We start from the raw sequence: 19,228 nt of genomic DNA on the forward strand, positions 1-19,228 counted from the left end.
GAGTAAAACTGATTAGGAAGTAATAACCAAATGGTTGAATTAGAATTTCAGCAAAAAACCAAAACCCTGATTGATAGCTTAAAAAGCATCTGTGCCAACTATGGTTTAGGTAACGACGGTAACGAATTTAAAATCATTACCCAAACGTTTTTGTATAAGTTTTTAAACGACAAATTTGCCTTTGAAGCTAAAAAGCTCGATGACAACATCTCCAAGGCGGACAAGTGGGAAGAAGCGCTGGCAGCCATGGGTGAAGACGACCTCGACATGCTGCAACTGCAAATGGGCGGGGATACCGCACGGCTAAAACCACAGCACTTTATCAGTTACCTGTTTAGCCAACAAAACGCGCCGGATTTTGCCAAACTATTTGATGACACCTTAATCGACATTGCCATCACTAATAACGATGTATTCGCTGTAAAAACCGATGGCGGAGCAAAAGTGGTGCTGTTCGACCGCGTTAGCCAATACATCGCTGACGATTCCAAACGCGATGCTTTTTGTCGCGCCATTATCAACAAACTGGTGGAGTTCAGCTTTGAGCGAATTTTCACGCAAAAATTCGACTTCTACGCCACCATTTTTGAATACCTGATCAAAGACTACAACAGCAACTCCGGCGGCAAATACGCCGAGTATTTTACCCCTCATGCGGTAGCACGCATTATGGCGGAAATTTTAGTGCCGAAAGAGCAACGTGGTATAGTACGTAACGTGGCCTGTTACGATCCATCGGCAGGTTCAGGTACCTTGTTAATGAACGTGGCGCACGCCATTGGTGAAAACCGCTGTAGCATTTACACCCAGGACATTTCACAAAAGTCATCCAATCTACTGCGATTAAACCTGATCTTAAATAATTTGGTGCACTCAATTCCGAATGTGATCCAAGGCAATACCGTGCAACACCCTTACCATAAAGACGGCAAAGAGTTAAAACGCTTTGATTACATTGTTTCTAACCCGCCGTTTAAGCTCGACTTCAGTGACTTTAGAGATGAGCTGGACAGCAAAGAAAATAAAGAACGCTTTTTTGCCGGTATTCCCAAAATCAAAGCCAAAGCTAAGGACAAGATGGAAATCTACCAATTGTTCTTGCAGCACATTATTGCTTCACTTAAACCGGGCGGTAAAGCCGCAGTCGTTGTGCCCACAGGTTTTATCACCGCACAATCCGGTATCGACAAAAAGATCCGTGAGCATTTGGTCAAAAACAAAATGCTGGCGGGCGTAGTTTCCATGCCATCAAATATCTTCGCCACCACAGGTACTAACGTATCTATTCTGTTTATCGACGCCAGCAACGATGGCGATGTGGTACTGGTGGACGCCTCAAACTTGGGCGAGAAAGTCAAAGACGGCAAAAACCAAAAAACTGTACTAACGCCAGCAGAAGAGCAACAAATTATTGATGTATTTAACGCTAAGGAAACGGTGGAGGACTTCTCCGTTGCCGTGAGTTATAGCGACATCGAAGCCAAAAATTACTCATTAAGTGCGGGCCAGTACTTCGACGTCAAAATCGAGTATGTGGATATTACCCCAGAGCAGTTTGCGGAAAAGATGCAGGTCTTTACCAGTAATTTAGATAGCTTGTTTAACCAATCGCGTGAATTAGGAGCGGAGATTAAAAAGCAGTTGGCGGGGTTGAAGTATGAGTAAAGTTCGATTCCAAGATATTGTAAAACAGAAAGATGGTTTTCTACGAGGGCCTTTTGGGGGTGATCTAAAAAAGGATATTTTTGTCGAGAAGTCGTGTGATACATATAAAGTATATGAGCAAGGTGTTGTGCTTAACAACGATGAAAGTATTGGTAGATACTACATCTCGAATGATTACTTTAAAAAGAAAATGTATAGATTTGAAGTAAAGCCAAAAGATTTTTTAGTTTCTTGTTCGGGAGTTAATTACGGTGCTATTCATCAACTTAGCGAGAACATAGAAAAAGGGGTGATTAACCAAGCTCTTCTCAGGATAAGATTAGATTCAGAAAAAGTTGACGATAACTATTTCTATTATTTATTTAAAGCGCTTATCGTAAACATGATTGTTGGAAAAAAGGGCGATTCTACTATCCCCAACTTTCCCCCTTTAAGTGTGATAAAAGCACTTGAATTTGAGTTGCCTGAAAAAGATTATCAGATACAGATTGGTAGATTACTAAGTCACTTAGACAATAAAATCGAACTCAACAACCGTATCAACGCCGAACTGGAAACCATGGCCAAAACCCTGTACGACTACTGGTTTGTACAGTTCGACTTCCCCGACGACTCTCCACAAGGTCAGGGCAAACCCTACAAAACCGCCGGTGGAAAAATGGTCTACAACCCAACCCTAAAGCGGGAAATACCGCTGGGGTGGGAAGTTGATACTTTAGCAAGCTTGATAAAGTCAGACAAAACTGGAGATTGGGGGAAGGAAGAACCAGAAGGAAACTATACTCTTCAAGTTGATTGTATAAGAGGGGCGGATATCAATGGTTTGAATGGTAACGGCAAAATTAACGCGCCGAATCGATACATTCTTCAAAAAAATGACCATAAGCTCCTAGCTCCATTCGATTATGTAATCGAAATATCTGGCGGTAGTCCGACTCAGTCTACAGGGCGAATAGCTTATATAACTGATGATGTGTTGGATCGGTTTACCCATCCATTAATTTGCTCAAATTTTTGTAAAGCAATATCCCTGCGTAATAAAGACTTATTCTATTGTTTTGCTTACCTTTGGAACGACCTATATGACAATGGTGTATTGTTTGGATGGGAAGGGAAAACAAGCGGAATTAAAAACTTATTATTTGACTCATTTGTAACTAAGCACCAAGTACCTATTCCTCCGCTGGGTTTAGCTAAGCAATTTTTTGATTTCGTGGCTTCACTTGAACAACAGAAGCAAACTCTGCTTAAAGAAAATGTTAGGTTGGAGTCGCTCCGTGACTGGCTTCTCCCCATGCTAATGAACGGCCAAGTCACCGTTGGAGAGGCGAGCTAAATGTTTAAAATAACACCACACCGCTTAATCAGGAGGCAACATGAAATTTAACTTTGCACACTTAGGCGGTATTGATAACGGCACCGTTGAGCTGGGTGATTTAACAGTAATCTGCGGCCTTAATAATATGGGTAAAACCTATAGTAGCTATGCCATCTATGGATTATTGCGGCATTTTGAACAGTGGACTGATTTGTTGTTATTTCGAGAGGCTTTAACGAAATGGGCAAAAGGAGCTGTAAATGGCTAAGGACCTAACCGCATCATCCCATGACCGCCAAAATATCCTTAACAACCGCTACGCCCTGCAACAAGCCGAGCAGCACTTGGGTTTGGGTGGTGTGAACTTTGAAGGTGAGACCGTATTCACCAAAGCACAGGTGGTTGCCTTGTATGATGTAAGCGAGAGTACCATTGAGAAGTACCTTGTTAGCCATGCTGACGAGTTAAAAGTTAATGGTTACACCTTGCTTCGAGGGAAAAAGCTTAAAGAATTCAAAGAGTCACTTGATGGTACCGTAATTAATTATGGTACCAAAACGAGTGTATTGGGTGTGTTCAGTTTTCGTGCAGTGCTTAATATCGGCATGCTCCTAACCGAAAGTGAACCGGCTCGCATACTACGCTCGCGCCTGCTGGATATTGTCTTGGATGTAATGGCTGAGCGTGCTGGGGGTCACACCAAGTTTATTAATCAGCGTGATGAGAACTATCTTGTCTCTGCTCTGCAAGAAGAAAACCACCGCCGCCAGTTCACTGATGCTTTGGATAAGTATGTAGAGGTCAATAAATGGACTTATGCACGCTTTACGAACTTGATATACCAAAGCATTTTCCATGAAGACGCGACTGAATATAAAAAGGTGTTAAACCTAGCAACGAAAACCAACATCCGTGAGACGCTGTATTCAGAAGTACTTAATCTGATTGCCAGTTACGAATCAGGTATTGCTCATGAACTAGAGCAAGCCAGCAATAATTTAGGCCGTAAACTTTCGCAGAAAGAGGCGGAGAGCCTGTTTGCGAGTTTTGAAAGTCACCCTCTGTTCAAACCGCTGATTTTGGATGCCAGAACTAAAATGGCCAGCCGCGATTTGTGCTTCCGTGATGCCTTGCACGAAAAGCTGGAAGCTTATATTCAATCTGTACCCGAAGCTGACTTTGATCGTTTCTTGGGTGAGAAGAGCCGTTCTTTGGAAGAGCAATTGAGTGATCCGGAAACATTAGCTGTACTCAAACGCTTGAAAGATCGATAAGCAAAGGAATGTAGCTATGAGCGACTCTACAGAATCAGGCTTACAGTTCTTCTATTTCGATGTGGCGCATGCGATTAGCGTTCACGATTGGATTATAGAGCATTCTGGTGGGCTAGCTGGTACCAAGGATATTGGTCAGTTAGCAAGTCCTATAGAGCACATACAAAATGACTGGTATTATCCAGAAATGGAGGACAAGCTGACCCACTTGGTATTTTCCATTAATAAAAACCATGCTTTTAATGATGGCAATAAAAGATCATCGTTGGTGTTAGGCGCTTATTTTCTTGAATTAAACGGTTTTGATTATGTGGTAAAACGCTTTGCCAAAGAAATGGAAAACATCGTCGTATGGGTCGCTGACAATGTTGTGAGTAAAGCTCTGCTTCATCAAATCATTAGCTCTCTGATTTATGAAGATGAGTATTCAGAAGAGCTAAAACTAGCCATCGTGGAGGCTGCTGCACGATTGAATCAGGACTATCATTAAGCAGTTACTTCAAAGGTATGATATTTTTATTATTTGCTAAAAGTAGCGATTAAATAAAATCAATAAGTTACAGTCGTTAAAGTATGATACTTTTTTGTAAATCTACACCAGCGGCCATTCCAATTTTAGTAATCAGCGCGATGAAAATTATCTCGTTTCTGCGCTTCAAGAAAAAAACTACCGCCCAGTTATATAATTGCTTAGATTACTTAGCCTCGTAACTATATATCTATTTGTCTTTTCCTTGTTTATAAAAAAAGGCGCATCGCAATGAGGCGCCCTTTTGCATTAATTATGAGAACTCATGGAAACGATGTGAGACAAATTGGAAACAATTATGAGATCCCACATAAATAATCTACACGTCTAAGTTTTCCACTTTAAGCGCGTTAGCTTCGATAAACTCTCGACGAGGCTCAACTTGGTCACCCATCAATGTAGTGAACAGCTGGTCACAACCAATGGCATCCTCAATGGTAACTTGAAGCATACGGCGGCTTTCTGGGTCCATGGTGGTTTCCCATAGTTGCTCAGGGTTCATCTCACCTAGCCCTTTATAGCGCTGAATGTATTGGCCGCGTTTCGCTTCGTTCATTAGCCACTCTAGTGCTTCTTTGAAAGACTCAACTGGCTGTCTACGCTCGCCACGCTGAATATAGGCGTCTTTGCCCATCATGTCGTTAATGGCAAGGTTAAGCTCTTTAAGACGCTGGTATTCAGACGACTCGATAAACTCATGATCGATAACGTACTCATAATCGATACCGTGCATACGCATAATGATTGTAATGTAGTACTCGCTAAGCTCAGCATCAGTGCGAATTTCATAACGGTATGTAGCACCATCGTTTTCGCGCTCTGTAAGCTGCTCTACGAAGTGTTTCGCCACATGCTCTAGTGCAGATTGATCTTTAAGGTCTTCAAGGTTTAGCGTAGGCGTGTAAAGCATTCTGTAGAGGATAGATGCAGGCATAAGACGTTTCATACGTGCAATCATCTTCTCTACCGATTGGTACTGCTTAACAAGGTTTTCAAGGCCTACACCACTAATACCTGGGTCTTCATCGCTGGTGTGCAAAGACGCACCGTCAATTGCGATTGATGTTAGGTAGTTAGTTAGCGCATCGTCATCTTTAAGATACTGCTCTTGTTTACCCTTCTTCACTTTGTATAGCGGTGGCTGTGCAATATATACATATCCACGCTCAATGATTTCAGGCATTTGACGATAGAAAAATGTGAGTAGAAGCGTACGAATGTGAGAACCATCTACGTCAGCATCGGTCATGATAATGATGCTGTGATAGCGTAATTTTTCAGGGTCATACTCGTCACGACCGATACCACAACCTAGTGCCGTGATAAGCGTCGCAACTTCCTGAGAAGAAAGCATCTTATCAAAACGCGCTTTCTCAACGTTTAAGATTTTACCTTTAAGCGGCAGAATAGCTTGATTTTTACGGTTACGCCCCTGCTTAGCTGAACCGCCCGCAGAGTCACCCTCCACTATGTATAATTCACTAAGTGCAGGATCTTTTTCCTGACAGTCAGCTAGCTTACCCGGCAGACCAGCCAAGTCGAGCGCACCTTTACGGCGTGTCATTTCACGGGCCTTTCGTGCAGCTTCACGAGCACGAGCAGCATCAATAATCTTACCTGCAATGATTTTACTTTCTGCTGGGTTTTCTAATAAGAACTCTGCTAGCTTTTCATTCATTGCCGATTCAACAGCTGGACGAACTTCAGAAGATACAAGCTTGTCTTTAGTCTGTGAGCTGAATTTTGGATCTGGTACTTTAACGGAAATAACCGCGGTTAGACCTTCACGCGCGTCGTCACCACTGGCATTCGTTTTAGCCTTTTTGTTCAGGCCTTCCTTTTCCATGTAGTTATTCAATGTACGCGTCAACGCTCCACGGAAGCCCGCCAAGTGAGTACCGCCGTCGCGCTGAGGAATATTGTTGGTGAAACAGAACACGTTTTCTTGGAAGCTATCGTTCCATTGCATCGCTACTTCTACTGCAATACCGTCTTCTTGTTCACTGCTGAAATGAAACACTTTCTGGTGAACAGGTGTTTTCTTTTCATTTAGGTACTCAACGAACGCTTTGATACCACCTTCGTACATGAAGTGGTCTTCTTTTCCATCGCGTTCGTCTTTTAAGCGAATAGACACACCAGAGTTCAGGAATGATAGTTCACGAAGACGTTTAGCAAGAATATCGTAGTGGTAAAGCGTATCTGTGAAGGTGTCTGAACTTGGCCAGAAACGGATCATAGTTCCCGTTTTGTCAGTATCGCCTGTTACGGCTAGTGGCGCCTGTGGAACACCATGATGATATTCTTGTTCATGCGCTTTACCACCGCGACGAATACGAAGCTTCAGTCGGCTTGAAAGTGCGTTTACTACTGATACACCTACACCGTGCAAACCGCCCGATACTTTATAAGAGTTATCGTCGAACTTACCGCCGGCGTGAAGAACCGTCATAATAACTTCAGCTGCAGACACACCCTCTTCTGGGTGCAATTCAGTTGGTATACCACGTCCATCGTCAGACACAGATACTGAGCCATCGCTGTGAATGAGCACAGTAATCTCAGAACAATGTCCAGCAAGTGCTTCATCGATAGAGTTATCGACCACCTCGAAAACCATGTGGTGTAATCCGGTACCATCATCAGTATCACCGATATACATACCAGGACGCTTTCTTACGGCATCTAATCCTTTAAGTACTTTAATACTGGACGAGTCGTAGTTGTTCTCTGCTGACATACTAGCTTTTACTCCTCTTTCACGCTTCCATGTTCCACGTGAAACATTTTCTTTTCGTTGTATTTTTGTATAAAAGCGAGCTGCGTGGATTCTATTGCAGTAACGAAAACCTGCGTATCCATTTTGAGCAACCCATCAATAAATTGTTCTCTTTTATCGGCATCTAGTTCGGCACCTACATCATCAAGTAAAAAGATACTTTTACGCTGCGTTGCCTTATTAAATAGCTTAGTCTGTGACATTTGAAGCGCTGCCACAGCCATTCTAAGCTGCCCTCTCGATAAAAGCTCCTGGGCGTTTACTCCATTCATTTTAAGCCTTAAATCGGCTTTATGGGGCCCAGAAGAGGTGTGTCCTATTTTACCATCATACTCACGTTTTTTAACTAGGCTTTCTGATAAACCGACATCTTTTTCCCACCCTTTATAGTAACTTAATTCCACATCGAAGTTAGGAAGAAATTCTTGCGCATATTGCTTAAAAATAGGCGTAAGGGTATCCACATATTTCTGACGCGTAGCCGATAGAGACTCACCCAGTTCTGAGAACTGAGACTCCCAATATTGATTTTGTGGTGCGCTTAAATTTGCCTGCTGTTTCAGTAAGGCATTTCTATGTTTTAAAAATTTACCATACTGATTAGCAAGTGATTGAAACTGATGTTCCACGTGAAACAATCCCCAATCACAAAAACGTCGACGCTCGGAAGGCGAACCAATTATAAGGTCAGTACTCTGCGGAGTAAAAAGTTGAAGTGGTACCAAGCTAACTAAATCTGATAATTTATTTGAATGTTCACCGTTAATACTACAAGTGAATGTCTCATTTCTACTTCGTTGAAAACCTAGCTTTAATTCATCCCCTTCTTCAGTTTTGCATGACGCGAAAACACTGAAGCTGTCCTTCTCATTTTGAATAACCGAACTGTGTTTATTTGTTCTAAAAGAACGTCCAAAGCCTAGGTAATAAAGTGCTTCGATTAACGAGGATTTCCCACTCCCATTAACGCCTTTAATGATAGTCAACGCTGGTGAAGGAGAAAGTGATACGGAAGTAAGATTACGAAACTGTGTAATCTGGACGCGGTCCAGTTTCATGAGGTCACACTGATGAAAGAAAAGAAGCGAGGAGTATCAACACTCATCGCTTCTTGAATTGATAATTTAAATGACAAAATAACGTGGAATATGCGAAACGCTGCAAACACTTAATGTAGTAGTGACTACAGTCGCATTGGCATAATAACGTATAACGCGGCGTCATCAGCATCATCTTCGATTAGCGCACTCGCGTTTGAGTCTGATAGGCTCACTTTAACGCCATCAGATCCAAGCGCATTCAATACGTCAATTAGATAGGCAACGTTAAAGCCAATTTCTAAATCGTCACCTTGATATTGAACATCAACGATTTCTTCCGCTTCTTCTTGCTCTGGGTTATTAGCCGTTATCTTAAGCTCACCAGAAGACAAGTTTAATCGTACGCCTCTAAACTTTTCGTTAGATAGAATGGCCGCACGTGAAAAAGCTTCTTTTAATACAGCTTTACTCGCAATAATTTCCTTGTCGCCATTTTGAGGTAAAACACGGCGATAATCAGGAAATCTGCCATCAACTAATTTCGAAGTGAAAATGAAATCGTTTGAGAAAATTCGAAGATGGTTTGCGCCTATTTGCACCTTAAGAGATTTGTCATCTTCGCTAATAAGACGAGAAATTTCTAACACGCCTTTACGTGGAATAATTACCTGACGAGATGGCAAAGCGGTCTCATAGTTTAGGCGACAAAGTGCAAGGCGGTGACCGTCTGTTGCAACGGTACGAATGATATTCTCTTCCGTTTCAAGGGACATACCATTTAAGTAATAACGTACGTCTTGTTGAGCCATTGAGAAGCTCGTTGCATCGATAAGACGTTTTAGATCACTGCACGATAATTCAAACTCAACTTCGCCTTCCCAGTCTTCTAGATTTGGGTAGTCGTTGGCAGATAAAGTAGAAAGCGTATAACGACCTCGACCGGCACGAATAAGTGCTTTGCTGCCGTCTAACGAGAAATGAATATCTGTTCCTTCAGAAATACCGCGAATAATATCAAACAGCTTTTTAGCAGGAACAGTAATTTCACCTTCCGTGAATTCACCTTCTAATTTCACACTAGAAATTAGTTCTACCTCTAAATCTGTACCAGTAAGCCAAAGTGCGTCCTCACTTACTTTGATGAGAACATTGGAAAGAATTGGCAGTGTGTGTCTACGCTCTACAGCACCAGATACCAACTGTAGGGGTTGTAAAAATTGTTCGCGGCTTATAGTAAATTTCATCGCAGTGCTATCTCGCCTCTAAGGTCGTGGTGTTAGGAAGACAAAGTCCTAATGAGGTTCTTATAGTCCTCTTTTATATCATGACTTTCTTCTCTTAGCTGCTCTATTTTTCTACAAGCGTGTAAAACCGTAGTGTGGTCTCGTCCACCAAACGCGTTTCCTAGTTCAGGTAAACTGTGGTTGGTAAGTTCTTTGGCCAGCGCCATCGCGACTTGGCGAGGACGCGCCACACTACGACTACGTCGTTTAGACAAAATATCAGCTACTTTTATCTTATAATAATCTGCGACGGTTTTCTGAATATTATCAACGGTTACCAATTTTTCTTGAAGCGCCAAAAGGTCTCGAAGCGCTTCGCGAACGAAATCAATAGTGATAGGGCGACCGGTAAAGTTTGCGTTAGCAATAACACGGTTAAGTGCACCCTCGAGCTCACGTACGTTTGAACGCAATCGCTTAGCTATAAAGAACGCCACTTCATTAGGTAAGTGAATCCGGTTCTCTGCCGCTTTGCGCATCAAAATAGCCACTCGGGTTTCGAGCTCTGGTGGCTCTATAGCAATAGTTAAACCCCAACCGAAGCGCGATTTCAATCGATCCTCTACCCCATCAATCTCTTTAGGATATCTATCAGAAGTAAGGATGATTTGTTGGTTACCTTCAAGAAGCGCATTGAACGTGTGGAAGAACTCTTCTTGTGAACGCTCTTTATTAGCAAAGAATTGAATATCATCGATAAGTAACGCATCAACGCTGCGATAGAAGCGCTTAAAGTCCTCTATCGCGTTATTTTGTAGTGCCTTAACCATATCCTGCACGAAACGCTCTGAATGCATATACACAATTTTAGCGTCACCGTTATTAGCTACGATGCCATTACCCACTGCATGTAATAAGTGAGTTTTACCTAAGCCCGTACCACCGTAAATAAACAGTGGGTTGTAAGAACCGCCTGGGTTATTTGCAACTTGAGTTGCAGCCGCACGTGCTAGCTGGTTAGATTTACCTTCGACAAAGTTGTCGAATTGATAGGTCGGATTAATATTACTTTTATGCTTCATCGCCTCAGGGATCGGGATCACTTTCGGCGGTGTAGACGATCTTGGCGCTTGATCTGCGTATGCATTATATCCATTACGGTCGTGGTTTTGCGCACCGCGATCATTTAGATCCATACCCTGTGTGTATGAAGGTGATTTTGAAAACGCATTGTTTTGTCCTTGATCACCCGCTTGGCTTGCCGATGATGGCATACCGCTATTCGACATTGGTGAATAAGACGATGTGTGCTGCCCATTACTGCCGCTGTGAACAGGCTGATTACTAGTATTATAGTTCTGATACCCTTGACCGCCCGCAGGTGCACTAGGCTTACTTGGTTGATTATTAGGCGTATTTGGAGCAGGTGAAGATCCGCTGGTACTTACAGGCTGACTTCGGCTTACGCTGTGACGATTCATCACTTCTAAACGCAATTGTGGTGCGTCACTTCCGGCAAACTCTTTTAGTAGTGCGGTAATATTATTCAGGTACTTGTCTCTTACCCAATCAAGTACAAAACGATTGGGAGCATAGAGTGCAACCACGCCTTGTTGTTCTTCACAAACAAGCGGTCGTATCCACATACTAAACTGCTGCGTTGGTAATTCTTGACGCAATCTTTCAAGGCATTGGTTCCACAAGGACATGGTACGTAGTTAGCTCCCGTAACTCGCTAGAAAAACCAACTCCTGAAAAGCCAAGCATAAAGAAAGCAGGCACTAAAAAGCGCCATTAGAAGAAAATAGCGTTGGAAGTGTTGGGTAGCAGCGAGAAATTAAGTTATCGTTTTAATCGCTGTGGATTATCTTACTTTATCAACACAATGTAAATGGCGATCCCGATCGATCTTTTCGATCAAAACAACAAGCAACTGATTAGCAAGCTTTTTTCTTTTAGATCAAATCAAACTATAACGAGAAAAATTCATTCTAAATTTGTGCTAAAAAACCGTTAGATCACCTTGCTTTTTATATCTATCTCTGTGTTTTTCACAACGCACTGTGGATAACCTAACCAAATTTTACGCGTTATTCACAGACGATTTGTACGAAAACTGCGTTATCGATTAAGCTATCGATTAGAAAATGCAAAAATTGTTCACTTATTCATCCGAAAAGCGAGAATATGCATTGACAGCACGCCCCGAGATCTCTAGAATTCAGCGTCCTTTTTCGATGGGCTTTTCTGGTGAAAACACCACATTGTTCTGGCAACAGCATAATGTGTTACCAAAAACGCCTATGTTTAACTAAATATAAGTGAGACTTTGGTCATGAAAAGAACATTTCAACCGAGCAATCTAAAGCGCAAGCGTTCTCACGGTTTTCGTGCTCGTATGGCGACTAAAAATGGTCGTAAAGTACTAGCAGCTCGCCGTGCAAAAGGCCGCGCTCGTCTTTCAGCTTAATTGAAAGACGCCAAAGTGGGCGAGAATAATTTTTCTAGGGAGTTACGTCTGTTAACTCCCACCCACTTTACCTATGTGTTTGATAACGCAACCCCAGCTGTATCTCCCTCTTTTACTGTTCTAGCCAGAAAAAATACACTTTCAACTCCTCGTTTAGGCATTACGCTCGCGAAAAAACGTATCCGTAAAGCTCACGATAGAAATCGTTTGAAGCGATTAGTCAGAGAAAGTTTTAGGCATAAACAGCACAACTTACCCAATGTCGATATTATCGTTATTGGCAAGTCTGGCGCTGACAACCTTAGCAACCAAGAAGTTTTCGCTACATTGGACAAGCTATGGAAAAAATTAAACAAGCGTTGCGGCAACTCTTAATTGCAGTGCCTTTGGCATTGATAAAATTTTATCAATGGTTCATTTCCCCTATGTTAGGGCAACGATGTCGTTTCCATCCTTCTTGTTCTTGGTATGCTATAGACGCATTAAAAACGCACGGATTAGTAAAAGGCGGTTGGTTATCTATTAAACGCATATTAAAATGCCACCCTTTGCATGCCGGCGGATATGATCCAGTGCCGGAAAAACAACAAGATAAACACTCAAAATAAAGAGACCTCTATGGAATCGCAACGTAGTTTTCTGATAATTGGCCTTGCGCTAGTTAGCTTTTTGCTTTGGCAATCATGGCAAAAAGATTATGGGCCACAGCCAGTTGTGCCTGTTGAGCAACAACAAACGCAAGAGACATCACAAGGCGTACCGTCATTTAATGAAAATGGCAGCGAAGATGTACCTAGTAGTGATAGCGTTCCTGCTGCACAACCTATCGCAGCGGCGCAAAGCTCAAACCGCATTATTGAAGTAAAAACCGATACGCTTGATTTACGCATCGATTTGCTAGGCGGCGATGTAGTATCAGCAGACTTACTTAAGTTTCCGGTAGAGCAAGGTTCGGATATTCCTTACAGCCTACTTCGCTCTGGCAACGGTCTTTATGTAGCGCAAAGTGGCCTAATAGGTGCTCAAGGGCCTGATGCAAGCAGCAGTGGCCGCCCTGTGTATAATGCACAAAGTGACTATTATGAAATGACTGGCGACACCCTTGTTATTCCTCTTACATGGAAAAACAACCAAGGCTTGTCAGTTACCAAAACCTTCACTTTCACTAAAGGTCAGTACGACGTAAACGTGAGCTATAGCGTTGAAAATGGTACTGGCAGCGCAGCAACGGTTCAGCCGTATGCACAGCTTAAACAAGTGATGGAGTTTGAAGACGACGGTAACATGTTTATGCCAACGTACCGTGGTGCTGCATTTTCAACGGAAGATGACCGCTACCAGAAGTACTCGTTCGACGAGATTGAAGATGACAACCTACGCGAAACCACGAAAGCGGGTTGGGTTGGCATGCTTGAACATTACTTTGTATCAGCATGGGTACCTTCACAAGAGCAAACTAACACGCTTTATTCTCGTAACCTGAAAAATCAGTATGCGGTAATTGGTGTATTGTCTCCGTCTGAGAGCGTAGCGCCTGGTGAAACCAAAACCCTTGCGTCTACCCTTTACATGGGTCCTAAAGATCAAGAAAGCCTAGCGAAAATTGCGCGCGGATTAGACCTAACCGTTGATTACGGTATTCTTTTCTGGATTTCACAGCCGCTGTTCGCCCTTCTTACATTCCTTCATAGCCTAGTTAATAACTGGGGTGTGGCAATTATCCTTATCACTATTGTAGTGAAAGGCGCGATGTACTGGCTAACTAAGAAGCAATACGAGTCAATGGCACGTATGCGCAACTTAGCACCTAAGATGCAGCAGCTAAAAGACCGTTTTGGCGACGACAGACAAAAAATGTCTCAAGCTATGATGGAGCTTTACCGCAAAGAGAAAGTAAACCCAATGGGCGGTTGCTTACCTCTTCTTCTGCAAATGCCTATCTTCCTTGCGCTTTACTGGGTACTGATGGAAAGTGTTGAACTACGCCATGCAGACTTTGTGCTTTGGATCACTGACCTTTCTACAAAAGACCCATACTTTGTGCTGCCAATTCTAACTGGCGCAAGTATGTACCTATTGCAAAAACTTCAGCCAACCACCATTACTGATCCAATGCAGCAGAAAATCATGCAATGGATGCCGGTAGCAATGAGTGTATTCTTCCTGTGGTTCCCTGCAGGTCTGGTACTATACTGGCTAGTCAGTAACGTGATTACCTTGGTTCAAGCCAAAATGATTTATGCTTCAATGGAGAAGCGGGGCATCAGCAGTAAATAACACGCTGATCAATGAATTATACAGCCCGCCTATGCGGGCTGTTTTGTCTTAAGAGGAATAACCTGTGCCATCATTTGATATTGTTTCTGAAATCAACATGGAAGAAGTACGCAACGCCACTGAAAACGCAAGCCGTGAGCTATCAACGCGTTTCGACTTTCGCGGTATTGACGCGAGCTTTGAGTACAAAGATAAAACCGTGGTCATGAAAGCTGAAGCTGAATTCCAACTTCAGCAAATGGAAAGCATGTTTAGAACGGCGATGTCTAAACGTAACGTAGACACTTCATCTATGGATGTTAAACCCTACGATGCACACGGTAGAACTTACCGTCAGACCATTACCTTTAAAGAAGGTATTGAGCAGCCGATGGCGAAGAAGATTGTGAAGCTGGTGAAAGACGCCAAAATCAAAGTGCAAACGGCTATTCAAGGCGAAGAACTTCGCGTAACAGGTAAAAAGCGTGATGATTTGCAGCAAGTGATTTCACTGGTTAAAGAGTCGAACTTAGGCCAACCTTTCCAATTTAAAAACTTCCGCGACTAATTATGGAATCACTCACCCTTTCTACCGACACTATTACCGCACAAGCGACAGCGCCCGGTCGTGGCGGCGTAGGTATAGTACGTGTTTCAGGTCCTAAGGCTAAAGCCATCGCTGAGGCGTTAGTACCAAGCGCACTAACACCACGTCTTGCGACCTATACGCCGTTTGTTGATGCTAACAACAGCGTAATAGACCAGGGCATAGCACTGTTTTTTAAAGGGCCTAACTCATTTACCGGTGAAGATGTACTTGAACTGCAGGGCCATGGCGGTCAAGTTGTCATGGACATGCTGATTGATGCCGTGCTTGCAACGGGCGATGCCCGGCTTGCCAATCCAGGTGAATTCAGTGAACAAGCCTTTTTAAATGATAAATTAGACCTTGCGCAAGCAGAGGCGATTGCCGACTTGATTGATGCAAGTTCTAAACAGGCAGCAAAAAGTGCGCTGCGCTCGCTACAGGGTGAGTTTTCTACACAAATTCAAACGCTATCTGACCAAATCGTGCATCTTCGTATGTACGTAGAGGCGGCCATCGATTTTCCTGAAGAAGAAATTGATTTCTTATCTGATGGGAAAGTATCAGGTGACTTAAGCGCAATTATGCAAAGCTTAACCAAAGTGCGCGAACAGGCTAAACAAGGCACCTTGTTGCGCGAAGGTATGCAGGTGGTGATTGCGGGGCGACCTAACGCCGGTAAATCGAGCTTATTAAACGCCCTGGCAGGACGAGATAGCGCCATTGTTACCGATATAGCCGGTACCACGCGAGACGTGCTTAAAGAGCATATTCACATTGATGGTATGCCGGTGCACATTATCGACACAGCAGGACTTCGAGAAAGCCCAGATAAAGTGGAACAAATTGGTATTGAGCGCGCGTGGCAAGCTATCAATGAAGCTGACCACGTATTATTCGTTGTAGACTCTACCGCAACTGCTGTTATCGACCCTTATGAAATATGGCCAGAATTTATGGCCCGATTGCCACAAGGCATCCCCGTTACCGTAGTTCGCAACAAGGCCGACCTTAGTACCTTAGATATTGGACAAAGCACAGTTGCCACCGAGCAAGGTGATATCTCAGTTATCAATCTATCAGCCAAAGAAGGTAGCGGCGTCGACACGCTAAAAGCACATCTGGCCAAAACCATGGGCTTCGATACTACAACTGAAGGTCAATTTATTGCGCGCAGACGACACATAGATGCACTCGACCAAGCCTACAGTTATGTAAGCACTGGCGAACAACAACTGCATGATGCTATGGCGGGTGAGTTGCTTGCTGAAGAATTGCGCTTGGCTCACCAGGCACTATGTGAGATAACCGGTGAATTCACGTCAGACGACCTACTTGGTAAGATTTTTTCATCGTTCTGTATCGGCAAATAGCGTGACCATAAAAGTAAGAAGGTGAATAACCTACGGGATAAGCCGCACTTACGTTAAGACGACAATCGTAAATAGAGAAGCAACCCAATAATGAGCAAGCATTTTGAAATCATCGTCGGCACCATGTTAGGTGCCGCAGAATATGTGGCTGATGCCATTGCGGAAAAACTTGATGCGAGCGGGCACACCCACACTATTCACGCAGAACCAAATTTAGATGAGATTAAAACAGAATCAACGTGGATCGTGTGTACATCAACCCACGGTGCTGGCGAATTACCTGACAACATCCAGCCGTTCGCAAAACAGCTAGAGGGCGCGGATTTAAGCGCAGTAAATGCCTACGTTATTGGGCTAGGTGACACCAGTTACGACACCTTTTGTTTCGGCGCAAAAGAAATGGAAAAGCATATTAAAAACGCAGGTGGCACGTTAATTACCGACGCGCTATACATCGATGTGCTAGAACACCCTATCCCTGAAGATGCCGCCGTAGAATGGTTTGACGAAAAGCTGGCCAATGCTTAACAAGCGTTTTTACGTGGAACCAATGCGATGAACAGCAACCTTACCCAAGCTGAACTAGCGGCGTTGCAATCTCCCCTTTCTAACGATTGCCGGGTACTGTATTTACTTGGGCTTCGAACAGGTGCAAATTCGGCAACGACATCGTCGGCACCTATTGATTATAAGCAATTATTGAATTTGCTAAACGGCGACAGCAAAGACGAGCCTTACCAACGCGGTCGTCAAATCAATAGCTTGGTGAAGCAGCTTGAACAAGTGGGTTTGGTTGCCCTGCCCCTTGAACTTGATCTTGAGCATACAATCAACGGGAAAACCCTACTTCTTCCGCTTCTAAGCGAGCCGCAGTCAGACTTCGACCAACTACATGCCCGTCATAGCGCCATGACCCCTAACTGGACGCCCAACAAGGCGTTGTTTGAAGAAATGGCCTCGCTACTGGGTATTATCGATAAAACATTTGATGACAACGAGGTGGGTGAATTCATTGCCTATTGGTTAGGAAGACCAAGTTCAGTGTTTAGCGAATTCCAATGGACACAAAAGTTTGCCAACAATATCAAGCGCAAGCGTCTCGCTTCAGGCTACGCCCCAACAAAGGTGGTGGGAACGCAACAAGTGAAAGTTGCAGCCGGCATAGAAGCAGATGATAATGCTAGAAAGCTGGTGGAAAAGTATGCCGCAACTAAGAAGAGTTAATTCGTTATGGATCGTATAACCGACAAAATTGCTAATTTAGCGAGAGCGCTCAACAAAGACGTCGATCCCAATCGTGAATACATCGACTATAAAACGCTGCGTAAGCAGTACGAGGCGAAAGCGAACGAAGAAGTATCACAACTACAGCAGCGTAGTAAAAAAGCGCGTGTAGAGGCTATTCATGGCCGTTCTGATCTGAATCCTAAATGGACCTTCGCCAACTTAGTTGAAGACAGTGACGATGTGATTGAAGCCGTATCGATAGCTCAGTCTTTTATTGCTGCCCATGACGACCCTGCATGGCGTCAAAGCGGCTCGCATATGATGCTGTTTTACGGCGATTACGGTCGTGGTAAATCACATATTGCCGGTGCCATTGCCCATCAACTTATAGAGCAGTACGAAATTTCAGTGCTTTATCGTCAACTGTCTACACTGCTTGAAATGCGCAATTTCTCGTTTGATTTTGGGGCTTCGGACAACGCGGGGCAGCGCTTCAGGGAGATCAATCAGGAACTGCTAGACGTTGATCTGCTTATTCTTGATGAGGTGTGTGTAAACGAAAGCGTGTTAAAGAAAAATGCGCAGAGTTGGTTTGGTAATCTGCTAAGACAACGCTTGGTAAACAAGAAAAACTGTATTTTGATCACCAATCACAATTTAGCCGAACTTGAAAATGCCCTTGGCCCCTATTGTTTTGAGTCGATTAAAGAGTACGACACTTACAAAGTTAGGTTCCAAGGTCCAAGCCGCCGTGAAGGCTTAACCATTGAACAAGAAGACATGCAAGGCTCTGTTTCACAGCCACGCTATCAACCCAACCAGGTGCGCTAATAGCACCTGGTTTCCCCTCTCTCGAAACCTAGCCCTTACTCTGCTAGGTCTTTTCCTTCATTAAACCTTATTGCATGTTCCTGTTGTGCCAGGTAATAGCGAATCACTTAGCCTATTGATCACGCTTTTACCAAAACAATACGGTTTTAATTCATAGATACACTCAACGATCTCCTTCAGTTAAACAAATAACCATTCTTTCAGACCCACTTCTACCTTATAAAAGTGACTGAATTTTGGTCAGCTCCTATGTTTTTCTCCTGAAAAATGGGCTGTTTTGAAAAAATAATCTTGTCGTTCATAAAAACGTGCAGTTTTTTTGAAGGTGTTGATAAATGCGATCGGGCGATCTAATCACAGCTTTTGGAAAAGATCTCCTCCACAATGTGATCACGCTATAACGCACGTATCTACACGATCTTTTGATCGCGATACATAAATAGCAAACATTTTATCCCCAGTTGGATCACATTTTGATCACCCCTGTGGATAGGATCCTACAAACCACTGTGCATAAGCTTTGATCGAAAAAAGAATAACTTTTCAAACGATTCGGGGTGTGGATAAAAAGTCCATTTATACACAAGTTTGAGATAGGGTTATGGATCGGGGTTTCCCAATGTTATTGATCGCGTAACTTGATGATCTTTATGTGCT

18 protein-coding genes are annotated in these 19,228 nt (G+C 43.3%); 14 read left to right on the forward strand and 4 right to left on the reverse strand.

What is annotated here, in order from left to right:
- Nucleotides 1-30 precede the first annotated feature (30 nt).
- Genes WA381_RS03060 through WA381_RS03080 form a run of 5 tightly spaced genes read left to right on the forward strand, consistent with a single transcriptional unit; the run spans nucleotide 31 to nucleotide 4,747 of the window.
- Nucleotides 31-1,665, forward strand: a complete 1,635-nt coding sequence (locus WA381_RS03060) for an HsdM family class I SAM-dependent methyltransferase (RefSeq protein WP_136782392.1) — start codon at nucleotides 31-33, stop codon at nucleotides 1,663-1,665.
- Nucleotides 1,658-3,001: a restriction endonuclease subunit S gene (locus tag WA381_RS03065; protein WP_156085676.1), complete on the forward strand. Its 1,344-nt coding sequence runs from the start codon at nucleotides 1,658-1,660 to the stop codon at nucleotides 2,999-3,001. The genes WA381_RS03060 and WA381_RS03065 overlap by 8 nt, the downstream gene beginning before the upstream one ends.
- 40 nt (nucleotides 3,002-3,041) lie before the next feature.
- Nucleotides 3,042-3,251 (forward strand): hypothetical protein, encoded by a 210-nt coding sequence (locus WA381_RS03070; RefSeq protein WP_136782394.1) that lies wholly within the window; start codon nucleotides 3,042-3,044, stop codon nucleotides 3,249-3,251.
- Nucleotides 3,244-4,257: a DNA-binding protein gene (locus WA381_RS03075; protein ID WP_136782395.1), complete on the forward strand. Its 1,014-nt coding sequence runs from the start codon at nucleotides 3,244-3,246 to the stop codon at nucleotides 4,255-4,257. Before WA381_RS03070 ends, WA381_RS03075 begins: the two co-directional genes overlap by 8 nt.
- Before the next feature lie 16 nt (nucleotides 4,258-4,273).
- Nucleotides 4,274-4,747, forward strand: a complete 474-nt coding sequence (locus WA381_RS03080) for a type II toxin-antitoxin system death-on-curing family toxin (RefSeq protein WP_156085675.1) — start codon at nucleotides 4,274-4,276, stop codon at nucleotides 4,745-4,747.
- A 358-nt stretch (nucleotides 4,748-5,105) separates the two neighbouring features.
- On the opposite strand, the gene gyrB is transcribed toward WA381_RS03080, so the two are convergent.
- From gyrB to dnaA, 4 genes are all read right to left on the reverse strand, one after another.
- Entirely contained in the window at nucleotides 5,106-7,526 is a 2,421-nt protein-coding gene (gene gyrB, locus WA381_RS03085) for a DNA topoisomerase (ATP-hydrolyzing) subunit B (protein ID WP_039234384.1), read from the reverse strand.
- Between the two features lie 8 nt (nucleotides 7,527-7,534).
- Nucleotides 7,535-8,623, reverse strand: coding sequence for a DNA replication/repair protein RecF (recF, locus tag WA381_RS03090; RefSeq protein WP_156085674.1), 1,089 nt, complete (start codon nucleotides 8,621-8,623; stop codon nucleotides 7,535-7,537).
- A gap of 125 nt (nucleotides 8,624-8,748) precedes the next feature.
- Complete coding sequence (dnaN, locus tag WA381_RS03095) at nucleotides 8,749-9,849, reverse strand: DNA polymerase III subunit beta (RefSeq protein ID WP_012516526.1); 1,101 nt, start codon at nucleotides 9,847-9,849, stop codon at nucleotides 8,749-8,751.
- 32 nt (nucleotides 9,850-9,881) lie between these two features.
- Nucleotides 9,882-11,537 (reverse strand): chromosomal replication initiator protein DnaA, encoded by a 1,656-nt coding sequence (gene dnaA, locus WA381_RS03100; protein ID WP_039228897.1) that lies wholly within the window; start codon nucleotides 11,535-11,537, stop codon nucleotides 9,882-9,884.
- 626 nt (nucleotides 11,538-12,163) lie between these two features.
- Here dnaA and rpmH point away from each other — a divergent pair.
- From rpmH to WA381_RS03145, 9 genes are all read left to right on the forward strand, one after another.
- Complete coding sequence (rpmH, locus tag WA381_RS03105; RefSeq protein WP_014290886.1) at nucleotides 12,164-12,298, forward strand: 50S ribosomal protein L34; 135 nt, start codon at nucleotides 12,164-12,166, stop codon at nucleotides 12,296-12,298.
- Between the two features lie 15 nt (nucleotides 12,299-12,313).
- Nucleotides 12,314-12,673 carry a ribonuclease P protein component gene (gene rnpA, locus WA381_RS03110; RefSeq protein ID WP_015000154.1) on the forward strand — a complete coding sequence of 120 codons (360 nt, stop codon included), beginning with the start codon at nucleotides 12,314-12,316 and terminating at the stop codon, nucleotides 12,671-12,673.
- Nucleotides 12,658-12,906 carry a membrane protein insertion efficiency factor YidD gene (gene yidD, locus WA381_RS03115; RefSeq protein ID WP_014951464.1) on the forward strand — a complete coding sequence of 83 codons (249 nt, stop codon included), beginning with the start codon at nucleotides 12,658-12,660 and terminating at the stop codon, nucleotides 12,904-12,906. The genes rnpA and yidD overlap by 16 nt, the downstream gene beginning before the upstream one ends.
- A gap of 10 nt (nucleotides 12,907-12,916) precedes the next feature.
- A complete protein-coding gene (gene yidC / locus WA381_RS03120; protein WP_069945256.1) occupies nucleotides 12,917-14,575 on the forward strand; it encodes a membrane protein insertase YidC in 1,659 nt (552 codons plus the stop codon).
- Between the two features lie 64 nt (nucleotides 14,576-14,639).
- Nucleotides 14,640-15,122 carry a YajQ family cyclic di-GMP-binding protein gene (locus tag WA381_RS03125; RefSeq protein ID WP_014977844.1) on the forward strand — a complete coding sequence of 161 codons (483 nt, stop codon included), beginning with the start codon at nucleotides 14,640-14,642 and terminating at the stop codon, nucleotides 15,120-15,122.
- 2 nt (nucleotides 15,123-15,124) lie between these two features.
- Nucleotides 15,125-16,513, forward strand: a complete 1,389-nt coding sequence (gene mnmE, locus WA381_RS03130) for a tRNA uridine-5-carboxymethylaminomethyl(34) synthesis GTPase MnmE (protein WP_014951461.1) — start codon at nucleotides 15,125-15,127, stop codon at nucleotides 16,511-16,513.
- A 90-nt stretch (nucleotides 16,514-16,603) separates the two neighbouring features.
- On the forward strand, nucleotides 16,604-17,041 hold the full coding sequence (gene mioC, locus WA381_RS03135) for an FMN-binding protein MioC (RefSeq protein WP_014977843.1): 438 nt from the start codon (nucleotides 16,604-16,606) through the stop codon (nucleotides 17,039-17,041).
- A 27-nt stretch (nucleotides 17,042-17,068) separates the two neighbouring features.
- Nucleotides 17,069-17,737: a DnaT-like ssDNA-binding domain-containing protein gene (locus tag WA381_RS03140; protein ID WP_015000151.1), complete on the forward strand. Its 669-nt coding sequence runs from the start codon at nucleotides 17,069-17,071 to the stop codon at nucleotides 17,735-17,737.
- 6 nt (nucleotides 17,738-17,743) lie between these two features.
- Nucleotides 17,744-18,571 carry an ATP-binding protein gene (locus tag WA381_RS03145; RefSeq protein ID WP_014951458.1) on the forward strand — a complete coding sequence of 276 codons (828 nt, stop codon included), beginning with the start codon at nucleotides 17,744-17,746 and terminating at the stop codon, nucleotides 18,569-18,571.
- Nucleotides 18,572-19,228: the final 657 nt, after the last annotated feature.

This window comes from Alteromonas sp. CH_MED4-4 (assembly GCF_037029575.1).
GTDB classification, from domain to species: domain Bacteria; phylum Pseudomonadota; class Gammaproteobacteria; order Enterobacterales; family Alteromonadaceae; genus Alteromonas; species Alteromonas macleodii.